General features: G+C 57.0%; 16 protein-coding genes, 1 tRNA gene and 8 pseudogenes. 10 read left to right on the forward strand and 15 right to left on the reverse strand.

Annotated features, from left to right (window positions below):
- Nucleotides 1–843 precede the first annotated feature (843 nt).
- A complete protein-coding gene (locus tag ML_RS19455) occupies nt 844–927 on the reverse strand; it encodes a CapA family protein (protein ID WP_111481069.1) in 84 nt (27 codons plus the stop codon).
- A gap of 585 nt (nt 928–1,512) precedes the next feature.
- On the opposite strand from ML_RS19455, the pseudogene ML_RS19460 reads away from it, so the two are divergent.
- Nucleotides 1,513–2,780: pseudogene (locus ML_RS19460) on the forward strand (phosphoribosyltransferase); the annotation flags it as partial.
- Between the two features lie 357 nt (nt 2,781–3,137).
- On the opposite strand, the gene ML_RS10765 reads toward ML_RS19460, so the two are convergent.
- Nucleotides 3,138–3,338 (reverse strand): helix-hairpin-helix domain-containing protein, encoded by a 201-nt coding sequence (locus ML_RS10765; RefSeq protein WP_041323158.1) that lies wholly within the window; start codon nt 3,336–3,338, stop codon nt 3,138–3,140.
- Between the two features lie 631 nt (nt 3,339–3,969).
- Complete coding sequence (locus tag ML_RS16545) at nt 3,970–4,137, reverse strand: hypothetical protein (RefSeq protein WP_156511848.1); 168 nt, start codon at nt 4,135–4,137, stop codon at nt 3,970–3,972.
- Nucleotides 4,138–4,745: 608 nt separating this feature from the next.
- Here ML_RS16545 and ML_RS10770 point away from each other — a divergent pair.
- Nucleotides 4,746–4,818: transfer RNA gene (locus tag ML_RS10770), tRNA-Arg, on the forward strand.
- Between the two features lie 303 nt (nt 4,819–5,121).
- Here the strand turns inward: ML_RS10770 and ML_RS19465 are convergent.
- Nucleotides 5,122–5,640, reverse strand: a pseudogene (locus ML_RS19465) (GNAT family N-acetyltransferase).
- 2 nt (nt 5,641–5,642) lie between these two features.
- Nucleotides 5,643–5,902 (reverse strand): annotated as a pseudogene (locus ML_RS19470) (type II toxin-antitoxin system TacA family antitoxin); the annotation flags it as partial.
- Between the two features lie 227 nt (nt 5,903–6,129).
- Between ML_RS19470 and ML_RS10780 the strand changes: the two are divergent.
- The 3 genes and pseudogenes from ML_RS10780 to ML_RS10790 all read left to right on the forward strand — a co-directional run bounded on the left by ML_RS10780 (nt 6,130) and on the right by ML_RS10790 (nt 10,480).
- Nucleotides 6,130–6,492, forward strand: a complete 363-nt coding sequence (locus ML_RS10780; protein ID WP_041323160.1) for a PE domain-containing protein — start codon at nt 6,130–6,132, stop codon at nt 6,490–6,492.
- Nucleotides 6,493–8,150: 1,658 nt separating this feature from the next.
- Nucleotides 8,151–9,002, forward strand: a pseudogene (locus ML_RS16555) (thiolase C-terminal domain-containing protein); the annotation flags it as partial.
- A gap of 4 nt (nt 9,003–9,006) precedes the next feature.
- Nucleotides 9,007–10,480: pseudogene (locus ML_RS10790) on the forward strand (carotenoid oxygenase family protein).
- Nucleotides 10,481–10,683: 203 nt separating this feature from the next.
- Here ML_RS10790 and ML_RS10795 read toward each other — a convergent pair.
- From ML_RS10795 to ML_RS10825, 10 genes and pseudogenes are all read right to left on the reverse strand, one after another.
- Nucleotides 10,684–11,118: a hypothetical protein gene (locus ML_RS10795; RefSeq protein WP_010908717.1), complete on the reverse strand. Its 435-nt coding sequence runs from the start codon at nt 11,116–11,118 to the stop codon at nt 10,684–10,686.
- Nucleotides 11,119–12,014: 896 nt separating this feature from the next.
- On the reverse strand, nt 12,015–12,539 hold the full coding sequence (locus tag ML_RS10800; protein WP_197492508.1) for a type II toxin-antitoxin system Rv0910 family toxin: 525 nt from the start codon (nt 12,537–12,539) through the stop codon (nt 12,015–12,017).
- A gap of 17 nt (nt 12,540–12,556) precedes the next feature.
- On the reverse strand, nt 12,557–12,727 hold the full coding sequence (locus ML_RS10805; RefSeq protein WP_010908719.1) for an antitoxin: 171 nt from the start codon (nt 12,725–12,727) through the stop codon (nt 12,557–12,559).
- A 517-nt stretch (nt 12,728–13,244) separates the two neighbouring features.
- On the reverse strand, nt 13,245–13,418 hold the full coding sequence (locus ML_RS19475) for a hypothetical protein (protein WP_414085496.1): 174 nt from the start codon (nt 13,416–13,418) through the stop codon (nt 13,245–13,247).
- Between the two features lie 36 nt (nt 13,419–13,454).
- Nucleotides 13,455–14,792: pseudogene (locus ML_RS10810) on the reverse strand (P-type ATPase); the annotation flags it as partial.
- A 251-nt stretch (nt 14,793–15,043) separates the two neighbouring features.
- On the reverse strand, nt 15,044–15,319 hold the full coding sequence (locus tag ML_RS16560; protein WP_041323163.1) for a hypothetical protein: 276 nt from the start codon (nt 15,317–15,319) through the stop codon (nt 15,044–15,046).
- 73 nt (nt 15,320–15,392) lie between these two features.
- Nucleotides 15,393–15,593, reverse strand: coding sequence for a hypothetical protein (locus tag ML_RS16565; RefSeq protein WP_231846610.1), 201 nt, complete (start codon nt 15,591–15,593; stop codon nt 15,393–15,395).
- Nucleotides 15,594–16,018: 425 nt separating this feature from the next.
- Complete coding sequence (locus ML_RS17540) at nt 16,019–16,171, reverse strand: MBL fold metallo-hydrolase (RefSeq protein ID WP_269147021.1); 153 nt, start codon at nt 16,169–16,171, stop codon at nt 16,019–16,021.
- Nucleotides 16,134–16,754, reverse strand: a complete 621-nt coding sequence (locus ML_RS17545; RefSeq protein WP_269147022.1) for an MBL fold metallo-hydrolase — start codon at nt 16,752–16,754, stop codon at nt 16,134–16,136. The genes ML_RS17540 and ML_RS17545 overlap by 38 nt, the downstream gene beginning before the upstream one ends.
- A 160-nt stretch (nt 16,755–16,914) precedes the next feature.
- Complete coding sequence (locus ML_RS10825; protein ID WP_010908720.1) at nt 16,915–17,658, reverse strand: enoyl-CoA hydratase; 744 nt, start codon at nt 17,656–17,658, stop codon at nt 16,915–16,917.
- A gap of 26 nt (nt 17,659–17,684) precedes the next feature.
- On the opposite strand from ML_RS10825, the pseudogene ML_RS10830 reads away from it, so the two are divergent.
- The 5 genes and pseudogenes from ML_RS10830 (at nt 17,685) to prrA (ending at nt 22,996) form a co-directional block, all read left to right on the forward strand.
- Nucleotides 17,685–19,006: pseudogene (locus ML_RS10830) on the forward strand (carboxyl transferase domain-containing protein).
- Between the two features lie 119 nt (nt 19,007–19,125).
- Nucleotides 19,126–19,332, forward strand: a pseudogene (locus ML_RS10835) (hypothetical protein); the annotation flags it as partial.
- Nucleotides 19,333–19,837: 505 nt separating this feature from the next.
- Entirely contained in the window at nt 19,838–20,020 is a 183-nt protein-coding gene (locus ML_RS14420; protein WP_172591921.1) for a hypothetical protein, read from the forward strand.
- Nucleotides 20,021–21,045: 1,025 nt separating this feature from the next.
- Complete coding sequence (locus ML_RS16570; protein ID WP_064430332.1) at nt 21,046–21,354, forward strand: hypothetical protein; 309 nt, start codon at nt 21,046–21,048, stop codon at nt 21,352–21,354.
- Between the two features lie 931 nt (nt 21,355–22,285).
- Nucleotides 22,286–22,996 carry a two-component system response regulator PrrA gene (prrA, locus tag ML_RS10850; RefSeq protein ID WP_172591973.1) on the forward strand — a complete coding sequence of 237 codons (711 nt, stop codon included), beginning with the start codon at nt 22,286–22,288 and terminating at the stop codon, nt 22,994–22,996.

A 22,996-nucleotide genomic window follows, 5' to 3' on the forward strand; every position in this document is an offset into this window, starting at 1 on the left:
AGCAAAGTAAATTACCTCATCCAGCACCGCTGCCAGCAGATCGTCGTCCCGGTCGGTAGTCAGCCGGCTTAGGCGGGTATGGCGCGGCTTAATCTACGAGGAATCCAGGAAACTTTCTACCGTGACGAGCACAGCCTCCCTGATACAGCCATCACGTGTCCAACGAATGCCCACGCCTCGATCCGCAGCACACTACGATGCCCTGATGGCTGCTCTGCCAACGCTTTGCGTGGGTTTGTTCTAGGAATTTGCGGTGCGCCACCCGGCTCAGGTGATCAGTGAACCGGTCGCGGGGCAAACACCGCGACCCACTCGAGGGTGCCTGGTTCTTCGAAGAGGTGGGTGGAGCTGGGAAACCACGACGATTTCGTGCGTGCCAGGTATCACCGACCCCGCCCGACGATTCAGACTTCACCATATCAGCTCACAACCTAGCAGCGTGGGTGAGCGAACCTTGGTCAAGACCTAGCCTAGCCAGGTCAGGTCACCCGCCGCGCTACACCACCGCCGCTACCCTCACGGCGGGGATCGGCCACGACGGCCAGCGCAGCACCTGCCCCGGTGCTCGCACCTCATGGCCTAAAATCGGATCCCTAAAGCACCGAAGCTGTGTTGACATCGCTGTCTCGTTTATGCGTCAGCACTTTTGCGGCAACATCCCGCAACGACAAATCGCGGATCAACCACACCACGGGCCAGTCGTAGCGTGTAGCTCATAGAGTCCGGAACGCCAGCTGACTTCATCGCCACTGAGCCGACGAGTACATGTCGTTTACCGTGAGCGCTGACCATAGCAGGGGAGCATGCGGCGGGCAGGTCAGCTACCGCCCTGACACCCTGGATCTACACCGTGGTGAAAGTCACTACAGTGTCAGTCAACCCCTGGTAGCCGAAGTCCAGAATGTGGTTGTTGGCTAGGACACACATTCGGCCGTAACGCCGCCAGTCAAGTTATCCGCGTGCATTCGATAACAGGACTTTTTGTACTCGAACAGACCTTTTCGTACTCTACAAATTCACCGCCAGCGGTGATCGTTGTCTCCAGGTTGACCCTGCCGCGCATCGGGGGCAGCCGCATCGAGGAGCCCCAGCATCTCGCCCCAGGGTTAATGCCAATCCACCGGGCACGGAATCGACCGGTTCACGTGCTCGACCAACCGAACGTATCCTCAAGCAAAACGCATGATGCAGCTCACGTAACTCCGTTTTGCCAGAATATGGTAGGATATGATCAAACATTTCGCCCAAGCATCACATCACCGCCCAGTAGCACCGTAACCGCATCTTTTAGGGTTATCCGAAGCTCCTCGACAATTGACCCGGTTTCCATCCCGTCGACGTTAGTAGAGTCGGCGACTGCCGGTTAGGAAGCTTTGGTCCCCACCGCAGTGGCCTTACGGGCCTTCGGAGGGCGGACCCGTCACACCCACACTACAAGGAATGACAGAACGGACCGGTAGCAACGATAGCGGGCGTCCGTTGGCTTGGCGGCTGGCTTCATTGCGCAACAGTATGAGGTTGTTCGACGATCGTGTCGACGCTGGACGGCACCTTGCCGAACGCTTGGAGTCGTTGCGCGGCAAGGACATGGTTGTGCTAGGCCTGCCCCGGGGCGGGGTACCAGTGGCTTTCGAGGTCGCCAAGGCGCTGCGGGCGCCGCTGGACGTCCTGGTAGTGCGCAAGCTGGGGGTACCATTTCAGCCCGAATTGGCTTTCGGCGCCATCGGTGAGGGCGGTGTGCGGGTGACCAACGACTCCGTGGTGGCCGAAGCCGACCTGTCACAGGACGAGATGGCCGCCATCGAAACGGAGCAACGTGCGGAACTAATGCGTCGTTCGGAACGGTTCCACCGCAGGCACGACCGCGCCCCGATCGGGGGGCGGATCGCGGTGATCGTCGACGACGGCATCGCAACCGGCGCGACCGCCAAGGCCTCCTGCCAGGTGGCCCGCGCCCAGGGCGTCAGCAAGGTGGTGCTGGCAGTTCCTATCGGCGGACGCGATATCTTCGCACGATTCGCCGGATACGCCGACGAGGTGGTCTGCCTACACACACCTGCGTTCTTCTGCGCCGTGGGCCAGGGATATTGCAATTTCACCCAGACGTCCGACGCTGAGGTGATCGCGCTGCTCGATCGCGCTCGGGAAGGCTTTGGCGAGTCTGCGACCACCGCCACACTCGGCGACCCACAGATACGTGACGAGGAGGTTTGGTGAGCGCCGGACCGGTAGTTGGTGGCCGGATATCTGACAATTCCGGAGTATCCGATCAGTTACGTAGTTTTCGCCCACGGCAATGGCAGCAGCTCCCGCAACCACTATAAGTATCCGAGGTCTTGAATACAGCAGGTTTGCCACCCTGCTGTTCGATCTGCTCACCCCTGACGAGGAGCGCGACCGCGCCAACGTCTTTGATGTCGAATTACTGGAGCGACGGTTGAGTAGATATCACCGGCTGGCTAGACAGCCCGATACCGCGACACTTCTGGTTCGGCTACTTCGGTGCGAGCACCGGGGCAGGTGCTGCGCTGGCCGTCGTGGCCGATCCCCGCCGTGAGGGTAGCGGCGGTGGTGTAGCGCGGCGGGTGACCTGACCTGGCTAGGCTAGGTCTTGACCAAGGTTCGCTCACCCACGCTGCTAGGTTGTGAGCTGATATGGTGAAGTCTGAATCGTCGGGCGGGGTCGGTGATACCTGGCACGCACGAAATCGTCGTGGTTTCCCAGCTCCACCCACCTCTTCGAAGAACCAGGCACCCTCGAGTGGGTCGCGGTGTTTGCCCCGCGACCGGTTCACTGATCACCTGAGCCGGGTGGCGCACCGCAAATTCCTAGAACAAACCCACGCAAAGCGTTGGCAGAGCAGCCATCAGGGCATCGTAGTGTGCTGCGGATCGAGGCGTGGGCATTCGTTGGACACGTGATAAATACCGTGTCGTCGTCGACCGTCTCGGCATGGCCGCAACTATGCATAACCAGGTAGAGCCATCCCGGACCGAGGGGCCACTTGCAACATCCGCACTGTGGGTCGGCGGCCATGGCTTCTTCTCTACCCGGCCTCACCATCACGGCCACCGGTCCGAGCCCGGGAATTCCCATTAGAGCGCGCAGACATGCGGGCAGCTAGATGTGGAGTGCCTCAAAGGTGACGATACGGCCCGTCTGCCACAGACTCTAACAGCTTGTCAGAGGTGTGCGCGCCGAGCGCCAAAATCGCCATCAAACCCTTCCGCTCCGAAATGTCCAGATCAAGCCGGTAACCGGCGACCGAACGGGCGGCCTTTCCATACCAGCGCACCCGGTATGGATCGCCGCCAGAGATGGCAATCAGATCGGCCAAATCATGCAGAGCAACGGCCGCAGTTTAATTCGAACGCATGAAGCATACCCGCGTGACCCGAACTAGCGCGCCTGTTCACCAGAAGTTGCGGGCACAATTACACAGCAGCGTCCTTTGTAGTCATGGAAACAGATACAGAATGGATCCCGCTATATATGCTCACCAGCGGCGAAAAACCTTACTGTTGGACTTGTGACCCCGATGGGGAGAACCTCTGACTTCGGCAATCTCGGCGTCGCAGCGGTAGCTTCAAGAATCCCGATCGACCGATGCTAAGGATTACCTTCATTATGAAAAATGTGGATCCAAATTGGAGGCCACGATGAAGAAAACGAGTAGCAGATGACTCTACCTATGACCTGCTAACGGTCTGTAAGCCAAAGGGATTCAGCAGCAAAGATATTCACTTCACAGTACGAGGTACTGGCAAAAGATCACGATCGATATCCAACCCACGAGTCAGTGCGACACACAAAGCCTAACAACTCGACAACGAGCTCAAACAGCAATCATGACCACAACAGGTAAGCGTGTATCGAAATCTCCTTGGACCGCAACGCAGTCTTTGCTTACCTGCGTCGGCGGTACTCGACTCACATAGCACGGTATCCCGTGCTGTGTGAGTCTTCGCCTACTGGCGCACCACCACGCCGCCGCGCACCAAGGACCCCCGATTCCCGACAGCGACATAGAATTCCGTTACTACACCACATTGCAGCATGCTTTCCACCACCCACAACAACAGGGTCGTCCTCGACGTCGACACGGTGTCCAGTGAGCGCTGGCTACTGCAACGCATTCCGCGGCGACCACATCGACCACGCCATGACTTTCGGTCTGACTGTGCTCTCACCCTTACACGACAGCACCCGCAAGCCCGTGACCTCTGATCGGCTCTAACTGCGCCTGCGGCGCGGTCCGCAAACTGGTGGAACCACGATGGACGCATCTGCTAACGACAAATCCGCGACACCGCGAAACGCATCTATAACTCCGCCCAGGCACCAAGACCTATTCGCACAGCAATGCCGATAGGGCGAAGAAAGTGAAAGCGTCAACAACACGCTCGATCCGATCGCACCTCCTACGTTGAACGGACGATCGCCTGCAACGCAGTTAGCCAGCCGACTCTCCTTTGTCCACAACGCAATATCGGCGTACCTAACACCGTCGACAACAACCGAAGAGCGAGCCTCCTTACACTGGCCACCATGCTAAGCACATACCACGCACGCGCAAAGCGTCGCGGAGCTATAAGCGTGCACACTACACTCACACCTGCCACACACCGACGAACTAACAGGGGCCGATCGCGAGGAACGGCGCCAGGACGCCAAGAACACCACTGAAGACCGTCCACAACCTCCAATCGGCTAGAGTTTTAGCCACGTAATCAGAACATCCCTGGCCCTCGTAGCTCAGGGGATAGAGCACGGCTCTCCTAAAGCCGGTGTCACAGGTTCGAATCCTGTCGGGGGCACTTGTCCGGCACGCAGGATTCACGTAGATGAACGCTATTTTCAGACACCCATCTACTGGATTCGGCTTGCTCTGTTCTGATCGTGCAGTAGCCGGTTATAGTTCGGTGCCAGGTTACCCAGCCTGACACCGATAGTCAATCGCGCCATAAGCTCGAGTCGAGAAGCAAAATCGTCCAGATCTGGTCGCCGCTGAGTCGCACCTAGAAAGTCGAGCACGCCATCGAACACAGTGGTGATTTATGCCCAAACGCCAGCCGCTACCAAAGCCAACCCACACCCGTCGCCGTAGCCCTGCCACGTTTTCATCGAAAGTCCTTAGCCGACGAGCGCGCGTCTTTCATCAACAGCATCAGGTACAACAGATCGGTCGGAGAGGCCTCGAACTCGAAGTAGGCGTAGAACGCGTGGACCTCATCGTGTAGCACACACACACAAGAATCGCCCACATCCCCCCGATTGAGTCCGTGGCCTGGGACACAGCGACCGATCGCATCACGCAGCCAGATGGCTACCCAGGACCCCGCCCTGTTATTTGTTTACGATCAACTGCCAACCTCGACAGCAGGATCACCGGAACCGGTTCAAGCATATCGCTATACATCCTTCCCGGAGCATTAGCACACGCACCAGACCCTGACACTAAGCATAGAAGCCGACCATCCGACCGTTGCGGCACATCACGAAACAGCGCAACCCGACCTGGGACATGGTTGGCAAACCCCCGATTGCGCAAGTAACCGTCCCAGATTGGGCTTCCCACTACTAAAGTTCGCGACGTCATCGGCGCCGTTGATCAGTCGCGGCACACTATAGCCGCTCACACCTAGGTGTCGAAAATGGACCATTCGGCAAAATCGCTTCTCTAACCGAGGCTTGTGTAAGACGAATCGGTCCAACACGGCCAGGAACTCAGTCCACACGGCGTCGGGGAGCACGAAGAGTCGGCGGTCGGCCTATAACAACGTCGCGCGCGTGCGCCAACACCAAGGTAATTGTGAAATTGGTGAAGTCAATCCCCTCAACCTCAGCGGCACAACGAATCACCGCGTCCTGCTTAGAGTTCAGAAGCGCTGCAAGACGCTCAGGCCTTGGTAAGACCTTCTCTATTGAGCACCTAAGACAAGCGTACAAGTCAACACCGGTGGCCTGTACAATGGTTCCTGCTTGACATCAACAAATTCCAGTGGTGTCGATAGCGCTAGCAAACGGTTACTTGACCATCCCCTGGCAATTGCCGGTGTTCTTTGAGTAGGCGTTGACGTGTCGTTTGTAATCACAGTCACCACGGTGTTAACGACAGCGGCCGAAGGGTGCAGACCCTTGGACATCGTTGTGCAGTAGGGATCCATAACGAGGCGACCGCGACGACAAGCGGCATTTTGCTCTTGGCTGTCTGCGCGGTGTCGAAGACGGCGGCAGGGTATCTGACGATGTACACGCAGAAATATCAGGAGAACATCACTATAGCCGCAGCGATTCTTGACCATTTTTCTGCGGCCTTATCGACGAATGCGTCTGAGCATTGGGCCACCAAGGCGACACCAGCAAAACCTGCGGCTGACCCCAGCGAAGCTGATACCAGCACAGCAGACCTCAACACCAGCAACAATCGTTACTATCCGAAAGGAACAACGAACAAAGAAATACATCTCCAAAGCACTACCAGGGACTAACTTCGTCAACATCTTTGGTATAGCAGGATCTAACTCGAGGTATGCCGCCGCCAAGAGGCAGGAAACTGATTGATGAAATTCGTCAAACATCTGAGTGCTTCGGGGACATGCTCACTAGGTTGAACACGGAGTGGTTAGGTCCGTCAGTGTTACCGATGACCCAGGCGACTGCTCCGCACCAGGGGTGGCGCACTGCCCTCGCAGTAGATCGAGCAAACCGTCGGAGAGACCTTCCGCATCGTGGATGCCTATGACACTTCAATAAGTGCGGGGAGAAAGCTGCGGCGATCACAGTCTACTCAAAGCAATGTCAGAACTTCTGAGGCCAGGATGCCCAGAGGACGGATACCGATGCAGCTAAGGTGGTGGATGCGTTGTCAGAGTTGACTCCGTAACAGGAACCACCAGAGATCACCGACTAAACCGGGTTGGTCCAGAGGCCTTCGCAATATCGCATGACAATAACGGCAACCTCGATGGCGCCGATGACTCAGACATTCAGGCTATCGGGATCGCCCGATATGAGGTGTGTGACGAACCGGTTCGTAACGCCAACAACTGCCATTAGCATAGAGCGGAACCTCACCACAAGTGTCGGGCAGCCGTGCTTTTCCATGTGAAAAACAATCGGACACGGCGACCAACTACCAGTTTGGTGACCTGGACAATTACGGCACCCAAGCGGCGTGGTTAGAGGCCGAGTACCTGACCAGCGCCTGTCACATGAGGGCTGCCGCTGACTTTTGGGATGTTACCCAACTGTACGGGCCTAGACAGTCCGGTGACCGCCGGTTTGGGCCAGGCAGCTTCAGTCGGCTGATCGTCTGGTGCCGCAAAGCTGGATGGCGACAAACCAGGCGGCCATTGGGGCTCCTACCTAATGGACCTATAGGCCTATCTGGCCAGCCGAGAAAAGGCAGATCCTTACAGGATGACGATGGAAAACACGGCCGAAATTCCCCATAACCCGCACGACGTATAGTGGCTGCGACCGTCCAGGACATTCCCCGCATCTAGCCGAACCTGACCACCAACTAGATGAAATCATTGACAGGTGCCCCGGCACATGGTGTTCAGTTTTGCTGGTGCTGCGCCTCCGTTTAGCACCGCAGGGTTAGTTAAGTCGCGGATGGCATCTACAACAAGTTTAGCGCCATGCTCCGGTGCAAGGAGACAATTGTAATGGTACTACTCCCGTCATTGCCGAAGCTCGGATATCACGACCAGTCTGCAAATAGCTTGTTGATGAATGAAATTCGTGGCAAACTGGACAGAAGTTCCCCGCCATTGCCGTGACGTCAGCGGGCTGACCAGAGTCCCCTCTGAGCGTATTGTCGGGTGTGCTACCTCGGCTAATTGACATTTCGGCACCGGGTTACGCGCGACAGTGTTTCGGCTGATATCTGACAGTTCCTTGGGCTGCCCCTGCCCAATTTGACCACCGCCAGGTTAGACATTCAGACTTGTCTCCCACTACCAACTGCAACGCAGCAACCAAGTTGGGTGCGACATCCGGCCGTACGCACCCGCTAAAGTCTCAGATTGGGTCGAATAGAAGAGTAGCGTGCAGCGTATAGACGGCTCGACTGATATGCCGATTCTCGGCGTCTACCAAACTGATTTCGCTCGCAACTCCAGCAGAGAAAACCGGGAGCTAGCTGGAGAAAACAGTTCCCAGTAACGCCGTAGAATAGCATCTCGGCGCCGCAGCATGGACCCAGTCCCGAGGGGCCGAAGCGCGCTATCGGTGACCATAGATGGTCGCACCGGTGGCCGACGAATACGACCTTAGGTACGGGCTAAACAACTCCCATCTGCGCGCCATTGCGCAGCTCAACTTCGCCAACGCTCGCCGCACCCCCAACGCTCAGATCCACGGTTGAACGATCCCGACTTGACTCAGATCGACGACACCGCCAACCCGGTCATCGACGGTTGACTGCAACGGTTCGACTGTAGCCAGATGACCGACGGCGGAGCCGAATTAGTTCTCGTCAGCGACACATATCTGCGAGATCATCCTGGTGCACCCCCAGTCGGTCGCATCCATGGCTGGGGATATCGCCCCGTCGGGCTGGGCTTGCGGGAAAAGCACTGCCGCGCTCCTAACTACCCGTACGTGCTGCCACATATGCGGGCTGCGGCACTGGATACACTACACCGCACACAGGTGAGCCGGAACGACATCGACGCTTTCTAGGTGCACGACTTGACTACTTTACCCCTAGCGAATACCTGGCCATCAACCACATAGGGCTGATCGGCCTCGGCGAGTCGTGGAAGGGTATCAAAAACAGTGAGATCGAGATAGGCGACCGGTTGCTGATCAATCCCAGAGACAGTCATCCGGTGGAGGAATCTGGCGTGCGGATGCTACTGGACGCGACGAGCAGGTCAGTAATTCGTCCGGTGACTACCAGGTATCGAATGCAAAAAGGTTCGCTACGTTGAATTTTAGCAGCAACACTGTCAGCACAGTCAGTTTCGTTGTCAGCACTATAGAGGGATCACGACATGGATGTCGAAATTGTCAGCAAGTTCCTGTCTACCCTGTCCGAAGACGACAGCCACTCGCGCCGGATTGTCCCGTGGCGACCGCAGACGATCGAATGGGACGCCAACGACCTCAACGCTTTAGCGGGAGAAATACCCAGCTACCTAAAAGCGTACCTACCGACGCAACACTAAAAACCACTGCACCCGGAGTTCACAGTGTATCACCCGTTCGATGAAGACGGCATGCTGCACATGGTCGGCTTCCGCGATGGAAAAGCCTTTTTTCGCAACAGCTTTATACGCACAGACGGATTTTTGTCCGAGAACATCGCAGGCGAGCCGCTGTGGCCCGGTTGGGCAGAACCGGTGCAATAATTGACCAAGCGTGAACAGGGCTGGGGATCCGCAACCAGATGAAGGACGGGTTGAACACCGACGTCACCGTCCATCGAGGCATCGCGCTGACCAGTTTCTACCATTGCAGCGATCTGTACCACATAGAACCCTATCCCGCCAATACGCGAGGCAAGGAGATCGGGGACGGCCGTTTACAGTTGACTGGAGCGTGGCGCACATCTCAAACTGGACAACAGGACCGGAGAACTGCTGTTCTTTAATACACAAGCAGGACCCGTACACATCCGCTATGGCCTCAACCAAACAAGCAACGAACTGACACACAACAGTCGACATTCCGCTGCTTGGTTCGCGTTTGCCACATGGCATGGCGTTCACCGAAAACTACACGATCCTCAATAATTGCCCATTGTTCTGAAGTCCAAGACTGCTCAAGAACAATGTGTGCTACCACGATTCTATCGTGACATGCTGTCTCGCTTCGCGGTGTTTCAAGCACCGGCGACATCCGGTGATTCGAGGCGGAACTTATATTCTTACCGCATTTTCTCAACGCCTACGAAAAGGGTGACGAGATCATGCGCGATAGATTCTTCGAAGACTAGCCACACCCTTTGCACGCGGCGCCACTGACCAAGCCCGGCTGCACAGCTGGCGATTCACCCTAGTCACCGGTGCTGTAACAGAAGAGTAACTGCCGGAATCTATCACCGAGTTCGGGATGATCAATGCTGACTATGCCTCCAGCAAGTATCACTACTCCTATACCTATGCCGCCACCGGCCAATCGGGCTAGTTCTTCTTAGACGTATTGGCTAAACACGTTCTGCTGACCAAACACCAGGAGCGCTACTCATTCGGCGATGGCATCTACGGAAGTGAGAGGGCGCTGGCTCCGCGGTCGGGTAGTACCGGTGAAGATGACGGCTAACTGGTAACCCCTACCACCGACATGAATGCCGATAAGTCTTAATTATATGGGCTTCGAAGCAGCCAGGATCACCGACACGTCCAGGTGAGTAAACTTCAACTGCCGAAACGTATTTCCAGCAGCGCGCGTTCCACCTGAATGCCCGGAGCCAAATTGTTGCGACGGAATGCCGCAGACTCCGCTGCAAGCGCAATCGGACTATGAGCGGCCTGCAAATGTACAGGATCAGGAAGTCGGAGTAACAGTGGACAACCAGAAAGGGCGCCGGACAACACATTGACCCAGGGAGTTGGCGTCGGTCGACACCATTCCGTTTTACTCGCCGCTCGTCAAATTTCAAAGATACAGTGCAGTCTTACTGTGAACTGTTGAGGCTTCACACTTTACCATACGGTCGTCCTGAGACTTCACAGACTGGACCGACCGGCGGCCACTGCCGCGATTACTGCCCACACCGAGCACACCATAGCGCATACCGCTCCTGCTGCACCGAGATATAACCCGCATTCGGCGACCACCGGCGGATTGACATTGAGCTGGTAATACCACACCACAATCACCACGATGAGCAATGAAATGATCAGCGCAGCAATCGAAGCAACCTTGACCGATAGTCCGCGACCCATCATCGCCCCGGCCACCAGCAGCGTCGACGACAGTAACACGATGAGCTGGCCCGCACCAAAGCCGGACGGAAGTTCCAGATTGCCGTGTGTGCCGCCAATAGCGTTGGCCCAGCCTTCGTCGTTTACCTTCGTCGTAAGCCACGGTATCCAGACGCTGATCAAGACGATCGTGGCAAAAAACGCTACCAGCCAACCAAGGCGCAGTCGGTGGATCATGGTTGCGACCCTAGTAGAGTGTCCGGCCAGTCTTGCGGTCGGTGTGCGGCGTGTGTAACTACTTCTGCAGCAAAGACAAGCCTAGAACCACACCATGTCGGATCGGTCACCTCAGCAAACTGACCGTAGGGGATGTCCTCAGCCGCACGCAAAACGACGCTGCTATGTTTTATGCTCACCTACAACGTTTTATCAATACCCCCAGCAGCAAAAATAGCCCAATTCGACGAAATACCACCCAGCACAAAAGCAGCGCTGTCCATCACGCTGAGAAGTTGTTACTAACCGAAAAAATTCCTTGGTGGAACGGAATTCTTCTTTGTCAGAATTCTGCTAGGCCCGTCAGCCGAAGAGCTCGCGAAAGAACCCGAAAGCGGCTAAGTAATCGCATGTGGAACATTGGTGCCAGACGAACACGGCAGTTTCGCCGATTACCTCGACGCCACGGTGTTCGAAGTGGCTTTCACAAACCAAACGACGCTCCCGACCAGTCAGTCGCCATGAAGCCCTTAGCGGGTATTTCCATCGTGACCATACCTATCGGGCCATTCGCCGCAGGGACCGCGAACACGATTGCGTTGATATCGCTGGTGCGGAAGTCAGGTGGCCCAGTTGTCAGGAGACTGCATCTCAGACCGGTTGGCCATAAGGACAGCGACCCGGTGACCGTCCTTTGGGACAATTGATGTATCCACCTTACTACGGTCCGTCAGACTCAAACTTACAGCTAAGTACCGTGCCGTAGAATCATGGGCGCGTTCAACATCCGACGACATCAAATCGACCAACAGGGGGGCGCCCAGCAGTACACTGTTACGGCTGGGCATGATGACTTGCTCGTGGTGTATGTCTCTGACAATGAGGGTTGAACGATCGACTCGCACCAAACCAGAAAGTCACAGCCCGGCCGATGCTGACCGCTGTTCGACGACGGCCCTACTATGCTGGTCAACGACGAGCGCCCGACTCCTAATCAGGCCAGGTTCCGGTCGCGAGAACGCCGTGACAAAGTTCTGTAACGATTCGCGGATATCAGTTCGCAGCGCAACGGCGACGATCATCCCTATCGGTCCAAACAGCGCGGAGCCACCCAGATGCACATCAAAGCTGACGACAGAGCCGTCGTCCTTAGGCGAAACCTTAGCAATCAGCTTGACCTTGACACCGCCAACACCGTCGCCGTTGAGCGTCATGGCCTCAGGCGCTTTGTAACGCACAACCGTCCATCTGATCCGGTTGGGCATGCCCTTGACCTCGACATAGGACTCGATGACCGTGCCCTTCTCCACCACTTCAGGCAACTTGCTGCGCCACGCCCGGTGAATCGTTAGCCATTCACCGAAGCGGGCCAGATCGGAGGCACACATCCAGGCCTCATTCGGTGGCAGTGGTACGTCGATAGATCCGGTGAGTTTCGCCATGCGCTTAATTCTGCTGGTCACCCAAAAGTGTCAAAGCTAGCGGCCTTCTTGGTCTCTTCAGCTACCTGATAGATAGTGTCAGTGTACTTGCCTTTCGCCTTTTCGTCGACGAACTCGCCGGCCTTATCGAGCACCGTTTCGACTTTGTCAGCATTCTGCACCAGTATGTCCTTTGCTTTGTCCAGCACTCTACATACCTATGTCCTTCCCCATCAATTCCCCGGGACTCTTAGTGCTGATGGCATCCTACTTGCCAGATTGTTATCAGCCTAGCTAGCCCCTGCCGGGTTACCTTAACAACCACGGTTGTACACCAAGCTTCCTGTCCCAAATCGCCATATTGCCTCGATCACTATGGAGCCGAGACAGCCGATGCCCAGTACGGTTGATATCAACCACGAGATTCGACGGGCCCAGGAAGAACTTTTCTGAGTCAGCGGCACCCTGAAGATCGCCACATAGACCAAACCCGAGCCAATGACCAACACCAACCACCACCGCCGGCATGCAGTGACATCACAGCAAATACCCATAGCGCAGTCACCAACAACGTGAACAGCGCCGCTGTCGACACTTGATCCTGTTAACAACGCCCGTATTAGGCCAACAAATGGGAGACAAAAATCGCGTCGCCGACCGACTAGACCGGACGGCAGCACTGACTTCCGCACCCGGCGGGCGAAGCCATGGTAAGCGCACTCGTTGTTAGGTGCCAACGAATGAATGACGTATTCCGATCGTGAACCACACCACGATGGTGGCGTGGATTGGCCGAAACGGATACAGCAGCAAGTCGATGTTGAATAGTTTAAAAAGCAAACATTCGGTGGCAACCAGCAGAATCAAATACACCGTCTTAGCCAAAACCAGATCGACCACCCGCTCGATGTTCCCGCTTATCCGGAGGCACTAGCAAACAACGTAAAGCAGCTTGGCAAAAATGTTATCCAGCAACACCATCTGAGCCACCGTGCAGGATACGGAGCTGCCCGCACCCATCTTGACGCCGATATCGGCATCCTTAAGCGTCAACACGTCGTTGAAACCTTCGTTAGCCATCACGATGGTATGACCGGGCGATGGCAGGGCACGCACGGCGACGCGTTTTTGCTCGGATCGCACACGACCGAACATGGTTCTGCTTCTCCAGCGCGTCAGCCAGTTCGGCTTATCCCGGAGGTAGGTTAAGAAAGTCCATCGTATCGCCATGCAGCCTGAGCTTACTGGCGATGACACCGACAGATACAGCGTTATCTTCTAAAATTTCCTACACCAAAACATACTGGACAAGAGAATATTTCATAGTCTCTCAGGAATCTTGTCGCACCTTGCTCCAGCACCACCAGCGCGACCGGGGCGACACGGCCCGGTTCGTTAGGATGATCGACAATCACGTAGCTGGCATTGGGGCGGGCACCGGCAATTACCAGCAAGGACAACACCTCCGGACCACCTTCTCGTTAGGACCTTTGGACAGTCAGATCCTCAACAAAGCAGACACGCATGCCGGTTTCAGTCAAGGTGTCGTTCTTGTACACACAGATCACATCGACCCGGGCTAACCCTTCGATAGCTGGCAACTCTTGCACCAAGCATTGACGTTGATCCAGCCTGATGCAGCAGACCGCGAAAGCAATCGACGTGATCAATACCAGTTCTGCTAATACCATCGGGACCAGCGCACCCACCATCCGCAACACAGACAACCACCACCCTGCAAGTGCGGTGAACAACTGTGTGTAGATAGTTAGCAGACACGCCGGCACCAACAGTTAAGTGATGAACTGCAGGAACCGGCTAATAGCTTTGTGCAGTTCGAATTTCACCAGGGTGCACTTTCTGTCCTCCCCTGCCAGTTGGACGGCATAGGCTTGCAGGCCCACCATGGTGGCGCAATAGGAACCGGTACCGGGCACGACAAAACTACCCGACATCACCGCATCACCGATACCCTTGGGAATCAGCTCCGCCGCGCCGGACAGAAGAATTCGAGTGTTTGATTACCTGCGCACCAAAAATTTCTCCTACCCAACGATCGCCAACTGGTCCAGCGTCTGCTTGGCCCGACCCTTATTGGATCATGCCGATGTTACTGAGCAAACCAAACAACCCGTTGATCGCCGACCGTCGCCAAAGCGATCATCAGCAACACGCCCAGGATCACATCGATCCGGGTAAATACGTTGACCCGCAGGGTGTCCGTTATGTTTCATACGGAGCGTCGCACAAGGCGTTGCTCTTGCCCTCGGCAATGCTTCACGCCACCTCAGCATCGGTCAAGCCACCTGGCGACGATAAGGTCATCGTATGCATGTGCCCAGTTTTTCTACGTCATGGTACTCAAGGCGCAGCATGGCTCCAAGAACCTGGAGAAAACCGTCTTGGAAATCATTCCGGAATAGAAAATTTCGTTCGTCAACGGGAATATGTAAGATATCGCCGTCCCAGTGTGTTAAACCAGCTTTCTGGCCCTATCGCCAGCTGTGGCACGCTGTACCGCTTGGTCACGAATGGCCGGACCCCAGTAGCCACTGGCGTACACGCCGAGGTAATCGCTCAGCGGTCTGGCCGGAGCAGAGCTGACTGGGAGCTGTTGGCCGAAACATCATCCCCTCCGGGTTGTTCATCGAGCCGACCTCATGGTTGGACAGGACCGCCCAGTTCTGGCGAATCTGATTGCAATATAACAGATATATGAATTCTGCGGTCAGTGTTTCCGACGTGCCGTACGGCGCGACGTTGGTCAGCATGATGATGCCGATCTCCTCAGGTAGTAGCACCGCAAAGTTCGTCGCTTCCCAGAATCGAAGCCAGTTGAAAGACGTCTCCGCGTCAATCTTGTTGTCTTGACCATCACCCTATGCTTATGCCCTTGGCGCCGAAAAGATTAGCGTACAATTCCTTTCCACTGTTAACGATGACCATTGCCATGCCCGGTATGCCGCTGCTTTTCATCAGGTCGCTGACCAAACCGTCGACCTTGGATAAGGCGACGTCGAGGCGGCAGGTCAGAATCTGCAAACCTGACACCTCATTGGGAGAAGGATCAAACAAAGTGTACGGCGGGTTCGACAGTGGTTAGACAAAATGACATCCGCTTAACGCCAACAAGACCATCACAATAGCGGCCATTACCGCGCGCTTCGTCATGCCCGCAGACTCTAGCGTGGGAACCCGAAGCGCCCGAGTCTACCGGAAAAGACCGAGGAGAAGGTCCTCCAGCGGCGAGACCCAACCGGATTTGCTAGCCGAATCTATAGCCGCCACCAAGGATTGAATCTCAACGGCGCTGCTGGATCGAAACGCTGATCGGGGGTGAGTGTTGCGACCTGGATCTATGCAGCTTCGGCGGCAGCGAGCAGCTGTTGGACAAGTACAACCCACGGGTGAAGCGCCAGCCGGAAGGTGACCCATCGGCACCAGCAGCCCTGACCGCGAGTTCGTGACGTCCAGATGCGCCCGGACCGCTTACGCGGGATTCATGTTAATAGAATATCCACCCACGCCGGGTGGTAGGCCCCGATGGGCATCAACGTCAGGTCGAACGGTCCGTGGTCAACGCCGACCTGAGCGAAGCTCTTGGCGTAGCCGGTGTCACCGCCAAAACATGCGCGACGACTTGGACCGATCAACCCCCACGACGCTCACAGCGTGGTGTTTCGGTTCAGGAAGCGTCCCCGAGAAGTGCCGTGCCGGCACGCAGATCAGGGTGAGCTCGTCGACCCGAGCACTCTGATCCCAGTCAAGTTCAACGATGCGATGACCAGGTATGCTCCACGGGCGAAGGTGGGCACCGACACCAATCGGCACAAAAACGGGGCCCGATGAGTGCGAGCAAACCCGACAACAATGTCGATATCGAGATGGGCCGTAGTGGTCGTAGCTTATGATCACCACGTCAACGGTAGACAGTACTTCCAGTTGTATCAGCGACGGGTGCAGCCGGTGCGATCGGACCACGTCCGAGGGCGAGCATCGGTCACTCCACACCGGATCGGTTAGCACAAAGTAGCCGTCGATCTCCAGCAGAATCGTGGAGTGACCGAGCCAGCTTACCGAGCGACGGCCGGGTGCAGTCTTGAAAATATTCGGTGCAGCCGATGGGATCGGCGCCGCCGACCGGCTCACGCCTAATCCACCGATAAACTCCCATGGGATTAGCTGCAGTTGCTTGTGGTCCATGTCGAACACCGAGGCGGATTCGAGGTCGATCAAGACGCCATCTCGGTAGTCCGGAGACCTTCGCCATCGCCTGGATCGAAGCTAGGTCGGCACTGAAAGACTGCCTGCACGCCGTGCAGTGCTTACAACAGCAAACCATCAGGGCGGACATACCAGCAGCCAATCACAGCGCTCTGCGCAGCATGCATGAATGTCATGCCCCCTGAAACTTAGGTGGCCGTTTCTCCACCCGGGCGACCTGCGCTTCGATGACATCCTGGCTGGTCCAGGCCTTGTCAAAGAGCTTCTTGTGCTCCGGCCACGCCTCTTCGATAGAGCCGTCGTCGTTGAGTACCCGCTTGGCGTGCTGGATCGCCAGTGGTGCTAGGCCGGTGACCTCGGCGGCCCAGGCCTGGGCGTCGGCCAGTGCACCGATGCGATTGGCCATCCCGGTCTGCAGCGCGATGTCGGCGGTCAACTTCTCCGCCGTCAGCAGCATCGCGCGGGCCCGGCCGTGACCAACCAACGAAGACAGTCGGCGAATACTCCAGTTGTCAAGGGCCAAACCATATTTCGAGGTAGGAAACTGAAAATACGCATCCGGTGCAACAACCCGCAGATCACATTGCATGGCCAACTGTAGACCAGCACCGATGGCGGGCCCGTTAATAGCGCCAATTACCGGCATCGGAACAGCATCCATGACCCTGTGTAACTCGATCAGCCGGTCAGGGTAGTCAGCGGCAAACGCATCTCCGCTCAGATCCGCGCCGGCACAGAACACCGTGCCCTGGCCAGTCAACACAATCACACGGGTAGACACCTCACTGTCGGCGCTACTAGCTTTCTGCACAGCCTCCCGCAGCTTCTCGATAAGTTGCGAATTCAGGGCATTGCGGCGCTCGGGACGCTGCAGCTCGATAGTCATAACGCCTTCGGCCTGAGTAATACCTATCATTAAGCCAGCCTATAGAGCCTCGTCGGATGAGTCGTACTACGACCGATCAACTCCGCGAGGCAGTGCTAGACGTTGGTTCATTCGTTAGCTGAGACCGCGAACCGCTAGCGCTGCCGATAACCAAATCCCACGCGCGGGAGCTGACTGACGCCCAAGCCGCCAGTGGCTTAGACGAATCGGTGCTGACCAGCCAGGGGTGCGTATTCGGGCGACGGGTAGCGATAATTGTCTGCAAATTCAGCTTCCTCGGTGGCCGTATCGGGGTGGCAGCCGCGGAGCGAATCACCGCCGCCGTGCAGCGGGCGACAGCTGAGCGGCTGCCGCTGCTGGTCTCGCCAAGTTCCGATGGCACCCGTATGCAGGAAGGCACCGTCGCGTTCCTGCAGATGGTGAAGATCGCTGCGGCCGTCAAACTCTCCAAACGGGCGGGTCTGCCCTACTTAGGGTACTTGCGTAATCCGACCACCGGCGGGGTCTTCGCGTCGTGGGGCTCGCTGGGCCATGTAACCGTCGCCGAGCCGGGTGTTCTAATCGGCTTCCTTGGGCCTCGGGTGTATGAGTTGCTGTATGGCGAACCTTTCCCGTCCGACATCCAGACAGCGGAGAATCTGCAACGGCATGGGGTAATCGACGCTATCGTCACGCTGGACGGACTGCAACTGACGTTGAATCGTGCGCTGACGATGATCGCCGATGTTCCCAAACTAATACCGACGCCACAACGACCCGAACCGATACCGGATGTGCCAGCTTGGAACTCGGTTATGGGGTCGCGACGGCCTGAACGGCCAAGTGTCGCACAAGTACTGCGGCACGGCGCCACCGACCGAGTGCTGCTGTCCGGACCCGGTCACGGCGAGGCAGCGACCACCTTGCTGGCACTGGCCCGATTGGCCGGCCAGACCGCAGTGGTAATCGGTCAGCAACGGAAGGACGGCGGTAATCGCCCAGTGTCTGGCTGAGCTCGTCACGCTGGACACACCAACAGTGTCGGTCCTACTGGGTCAGGGCAGTGGCGGACCGACACTGGCCATGGTGCCCGCCGACCGGGTACTGGCGCCACTCCCGCCGGAGGGCGCCAGCGCGATTGTTTTCCATGATACCGCTCATGCCGCCGAATTTGCAGCGGCCCAGGGCTTCCGGTCGTCCTGACCTGATGAAGTCCGGAATCGTCGATGTGATCGTGCCCGAGCACACCACCGCTGCCGACGAGCCGGTCGAGTTTTGCCAACGACTGTGCAGTGCTATCGCCACCGAGCTACACGCGCTACGCGAAGTACCCGATTCCCAACGTCTTGCGACGCGGTTACAGCGTTACCGCCGCATCGGGCTGCCCCACGACACTTAAACCAACTACCTACGCACACAACTCGCCGCAACGCATGACTGTAGTTTATATCTGGGTGAACGTGTCCAGTCGGTCATGGCAACTTTGCCCATGGATGACGCTTGGTGGGCGGCGAAACCTTGTGGCGCGGAACGCTGAGCTGCTATCGACTGCGAAGACAGGCTGAAGCCGGGTGGCTGTGGTCAGTCCGACCCGGCGTCATTGCCGGGCTGGCCGCAGCAGCGCTGCATGACTCGGATTTCATCGACAACGACGAACCAGTCGAGCTAATCTGGCGTAACCAAAACTTACCGGCCGACATGATCACCCGAAATCAGCGCATCGATGAATGACAAGCTTACTTGCGTCGGCTGACCTTCGGTGATGACGCTTGCGCGAACGGTCACCGTCGAATATGACGGGAACCATCACCGCACCAGCCGACGCAAGCACATTTCGGAACCAGTGGCGGCTACGCAAGCAGCACACAGCTGGAGTGGATCGTTGTCCGAGCGATCACCGAGGATATTTTCGTTGGGTACGCCAAACACTCTACCGTCGCGGATCATCTCAACCAGGGGCGGCCGCCGCAGCGCCAACCAGCACACTCTGGCCTACCGGTGATCCGGCCAGGTAGTCAGCGGACCAGCACAAGGTTGAGAAGTTGACTGGCCCATCTACGAGCGGCGGCTTGGGTCGCTATCGAGCAGGTTGAATGCTCACCCCGTCGTACGCAGCGACGACAACGCAAGCAGCGTTGCCCATTGTCCCGATTGCATTGGGTAACTCAATAGCGCTGCTGAAACGGTCTTCGATAGCTACTCGCAGCTTAGCGCGCTGAGCAACCAAGCATTGGATGAGGTCAGGGTGGCACCCGGCGTGCATCAGGAAGTCGGTTTTGACGAGCAGCCAGTCGGGATCGAGCAACAGGGTGGCCGCAACCCTGTCCACGAGCTCGACCAGATCGGCGGATTCGCCGGCGCCCGCGATAGCGGGCTGAGCTGTTCGGTGATTATGGTCGCGTGCTGGTCGTAAAGCGCGAAGAACAATTCCTCGAGGCGATCGAACAGCGAGTAAAACACCTCGTGGGTGTAGCCGGCCACCGTACACACATCATTCTATGCGTACATACCCAAATCCCTTGTCGTCGAACACCTGAAACGTAGCCTCGATAAACCGGATGCGAGCTTCTGCGTCACGGCTTGACACCTGCATCGGCTTGGCGACGTCGGCAATTGTGGATGCTACCTGTCTATAACTCTATAACACTCCAATACATAGGAAGATCAGATTCAATGATGTATCCGCTTGGCGCTCAGGGCGGCATCTGTACCAATCCGTAGGGAGACCATTGCATGGACGCTGATGTGATCGCCATAGGCGGCGGTTTAGCCGGACTGGTCGGCGACCCACGAACTGACTGCTCGGGGCAATAAGGGCGCACTGATAGACCATGAGAGCTAAGCCACCTGGGCGGTCAAGCCTTCGGGTCGTTCGGTGAGAATTTTCTGGTCGAAAGTCCCGAACAGCGGCGTTTAGGGATCCAAGACTCCATTACTTAACACACTGGCCTGGAACGACCGTTCGGGGAAGTGCAGCATTCGACTGGCTCAACTATGAAGATTTTTGGAAGAATTTTGTGTAGTGAAGTGAGCTCGGTGCTACGTTAGAGTTCGTCACCACAGAGAAGCGCAACTACCTAACTGAACAGGGCATTCAGTTCATGCCCATCGTGGGGTGGTGTGAGCGTCGGGATATACTCGTCAGCGGGCACTACAACTCGGTGCCCCGCTTGCAGATGACCTGGAAAACCGGCCACCGGAGTCGTGGAGCAGTTCATGCATTCGGCCCGCCAAGGGGGCGGCGCGCAAGCTGGTGACATCCTATCATCGCCACCACGTCGACGAACTGGTCTTCACCAACGACGCTGCCACCAGGGTCAAAGGGCATAGTGCTGGCGCCCTACAGCTCGGTGCATGGCGCCCCATCCAACCGCAAGGTACAAGCTCTCGGCACAAACGGTAATCATCTCCATAGGAGGGACTGGCAGCAACCACGACATGGTGCGTAGCTACTGGCCGCAGCGGATAGGCACCGCACCGGCGCCCATGATCACCGGCGTGCCGTCCTACGTGGACGGCCGGGTGCTCGCTATCACCGCTGACAACGGCGTGCGGCTGATCAACCGCGACCAGATGTTTAACCACGCCATCCGAATCCTTTCCGGTCCATCGTCGATGTGGTTCGACACACTGGACCGGCTGCTTCCCGCACCTCTACCTGCCTGGTTACGACACCCTGGGCACCGTACAGTATTTACCGCACCACCACCGATATCGCACATTACGAACAATTCTGGTTCATCCTGATCCAGAAGATCATCCAGAAAAAGTCGCGCTATTCGGCTCAAAGCAAAACCCGGACATCACCCCTAAGAGCCGCAAAACAGTTCTGTGAGAACGGATCTTCAATAAGCAGAAGCCGAGCCCAGTCGAAGCGTTCAAAATCTATGGTGCCAACTTCGTAGCAGCCAAAAGCCTCGAAGAACTCGCCGCGCATCAATACCATCACCGACGAACCCCTCTTGGAAACGGCCGTGATCCGCGCGCAGAACTAATCCCGGAACCTACAGATGGCCAACCCGTTCAACAAAGACTCCCAAGTCCAGGACATCCGCAACGCTCGTTGGCCAAACGGCTCAGCCGGGCCGCCACCCCGCACCGCACTCTCGCGCCTAACACGGGACCGTTGATTGGGGGTGACATTGCACATCCTGACACAAAAAATTTTGGGCAACATCCAAATCTACCTCGCCTACCGCTAGCTAGGTAACCGAAGGTAAAATCAACCCCGGCCTGTACGCCGCCTAGGAGGTCGCCGGATTCAGCGACGGTGGAATGCACGACTGCAACACACTGGAAAGCACGTTCAAAAGCGGCTGCATCTTCTCCGGACGCACCGACATCGACTCCCTCCGACCTAGCAGCATGTCTTCGACAAACTGCGCCGACACGTCCAAACACCAGCACCACGCCCTAGCTGAATCCGTTTCCCGATCCAGGTACGCAAGATTGCGCACTAAAGTTCAAATCCCGCAACATCGGCGGTGATTAATACACAAAATATCGTTGTTTATCAACTGATTTCAACGATTACACGATCAGTTCCCAAACAGTAACCATTTAACCGAAAGGACGCCTTGTCGAAAAGCAGACAATGCTTGGAGCAGCCGTGCAGTGGAGCACTCCCCCGTGACCCGGCGACTGGTACTCCCACCGCCGTCGAAAAAGATCCGGCAAAATAGGCCGCATGGACACTGGTGTAAGCTCACCTCGAGTGTTGGTCGTCGACGACGATTCCGATGTGCTTGCCTCGCTGGAGCGAGGCCTACGGCTATCCGGATTCGAGGTATCGACTGCTATCGACGGTGCCGAGGCGTTGCGCAACGCCACCGAGACCCGGCCGGATGCAATCGTGCTCGACATCAATATGCCGGTACTGGACGGTGTAAGCGTCGTCACGGCATTAAGAGCCATGGACAACGACGTCCCAGTCTGCGTGCTGTCCGCACGCAGTTCGGTCGACGATCGAGTGGCGGGCCTGGAGGCCGGCGCCGATGATTACCTGGTCAAACCGTTCGTGCTGGCCGAGCTGGTGGCACGAGTGAAAGCGCTGCTGCGCCGCCGCGGCGCTACCGCAACGTCTTCCTCGGAAACCATAGCCGTGGGCCCGCTGGAGGTAGACATCCCCGGTCGGCGGGCCCGAGTCAATGGCGTCGATGTCGACCTGACCAAGCGAGAGTTCGATCTGCTGGCAGTGCTGGCTGAGCACAAGACCACCGTCTTGTCACGCGCCCAGCTGCTGGAGCTGGTGTGGGGCTATGATTTCGCCGCCGACACGAATGTCGTCGACGTGTTCATCGGGTACCTGCGCCGCAAGTTGGAGGCCAACAGCGGGCCCAGGCTACTGCACACCGTTCGAGGAGTTGGGTTCGTACTGCGCATGCAGTAA

Origin of the sequence: Mycobacterium leprae TN (assembly GCF_000195855.1) — a bacterium.
In the GTDB taxonomy this organism is placed as follows: domain Bacteria; phylum Actinomycetota; class Actinomycetes; order Mycobacteriales; family Mycobacteriaceae; genus Mycobacterium; species Mycobacterium leprae.

What these genes read in the sequence shown, in the direction of transcription:
- ML_RS10800 (WP_197492508.1), bottom strand. Translation starts at nt 12,539, where the DNA reads ATGGCGAAACTCACCGGATCTATCGACGTACCACTGCCACCGAATGAG.
- ML_RS16570 (WP_064430332.1), top strand. Translation starts at nt 21,046, where the DNA reads ATGGTGCGTAGCTACTGGCCGCAGCGGATAGGCACCGCACCGGCGCCC.
- ML_RS10825 (WP_010908720.1), bottom strand. Translation starts at nt 17,658, where the DNA reads ATGATAGGTATTACTCAGGCCGAAGGCGTTATGACTATCGAGCTGCAG.
- ML_RS10795 (WP_010908717.1), bottom strand. Translation starts at nt 11,118, where the DNA reads ATGATCCACCGACTGCGCCTTGGTTGGCTGGTAGCGTTTTTTGCCACG.
- ML_RS16545 (WP_156511848.1), bottom strand. Translation starts at nt 4,137, where the DNA reads ATGCGTTGCAGTAGCCAGCGCTCACTGGACACCGTGTCGACGTCGAGG.
- ML_RS19455 (WP_111481069.1), bottom strand. Translation starts at nt 927, where the DNA reads ATGTGTGTCCTAGCCAACAACCACATTCTGGACTTCGGCTACCAGGGG.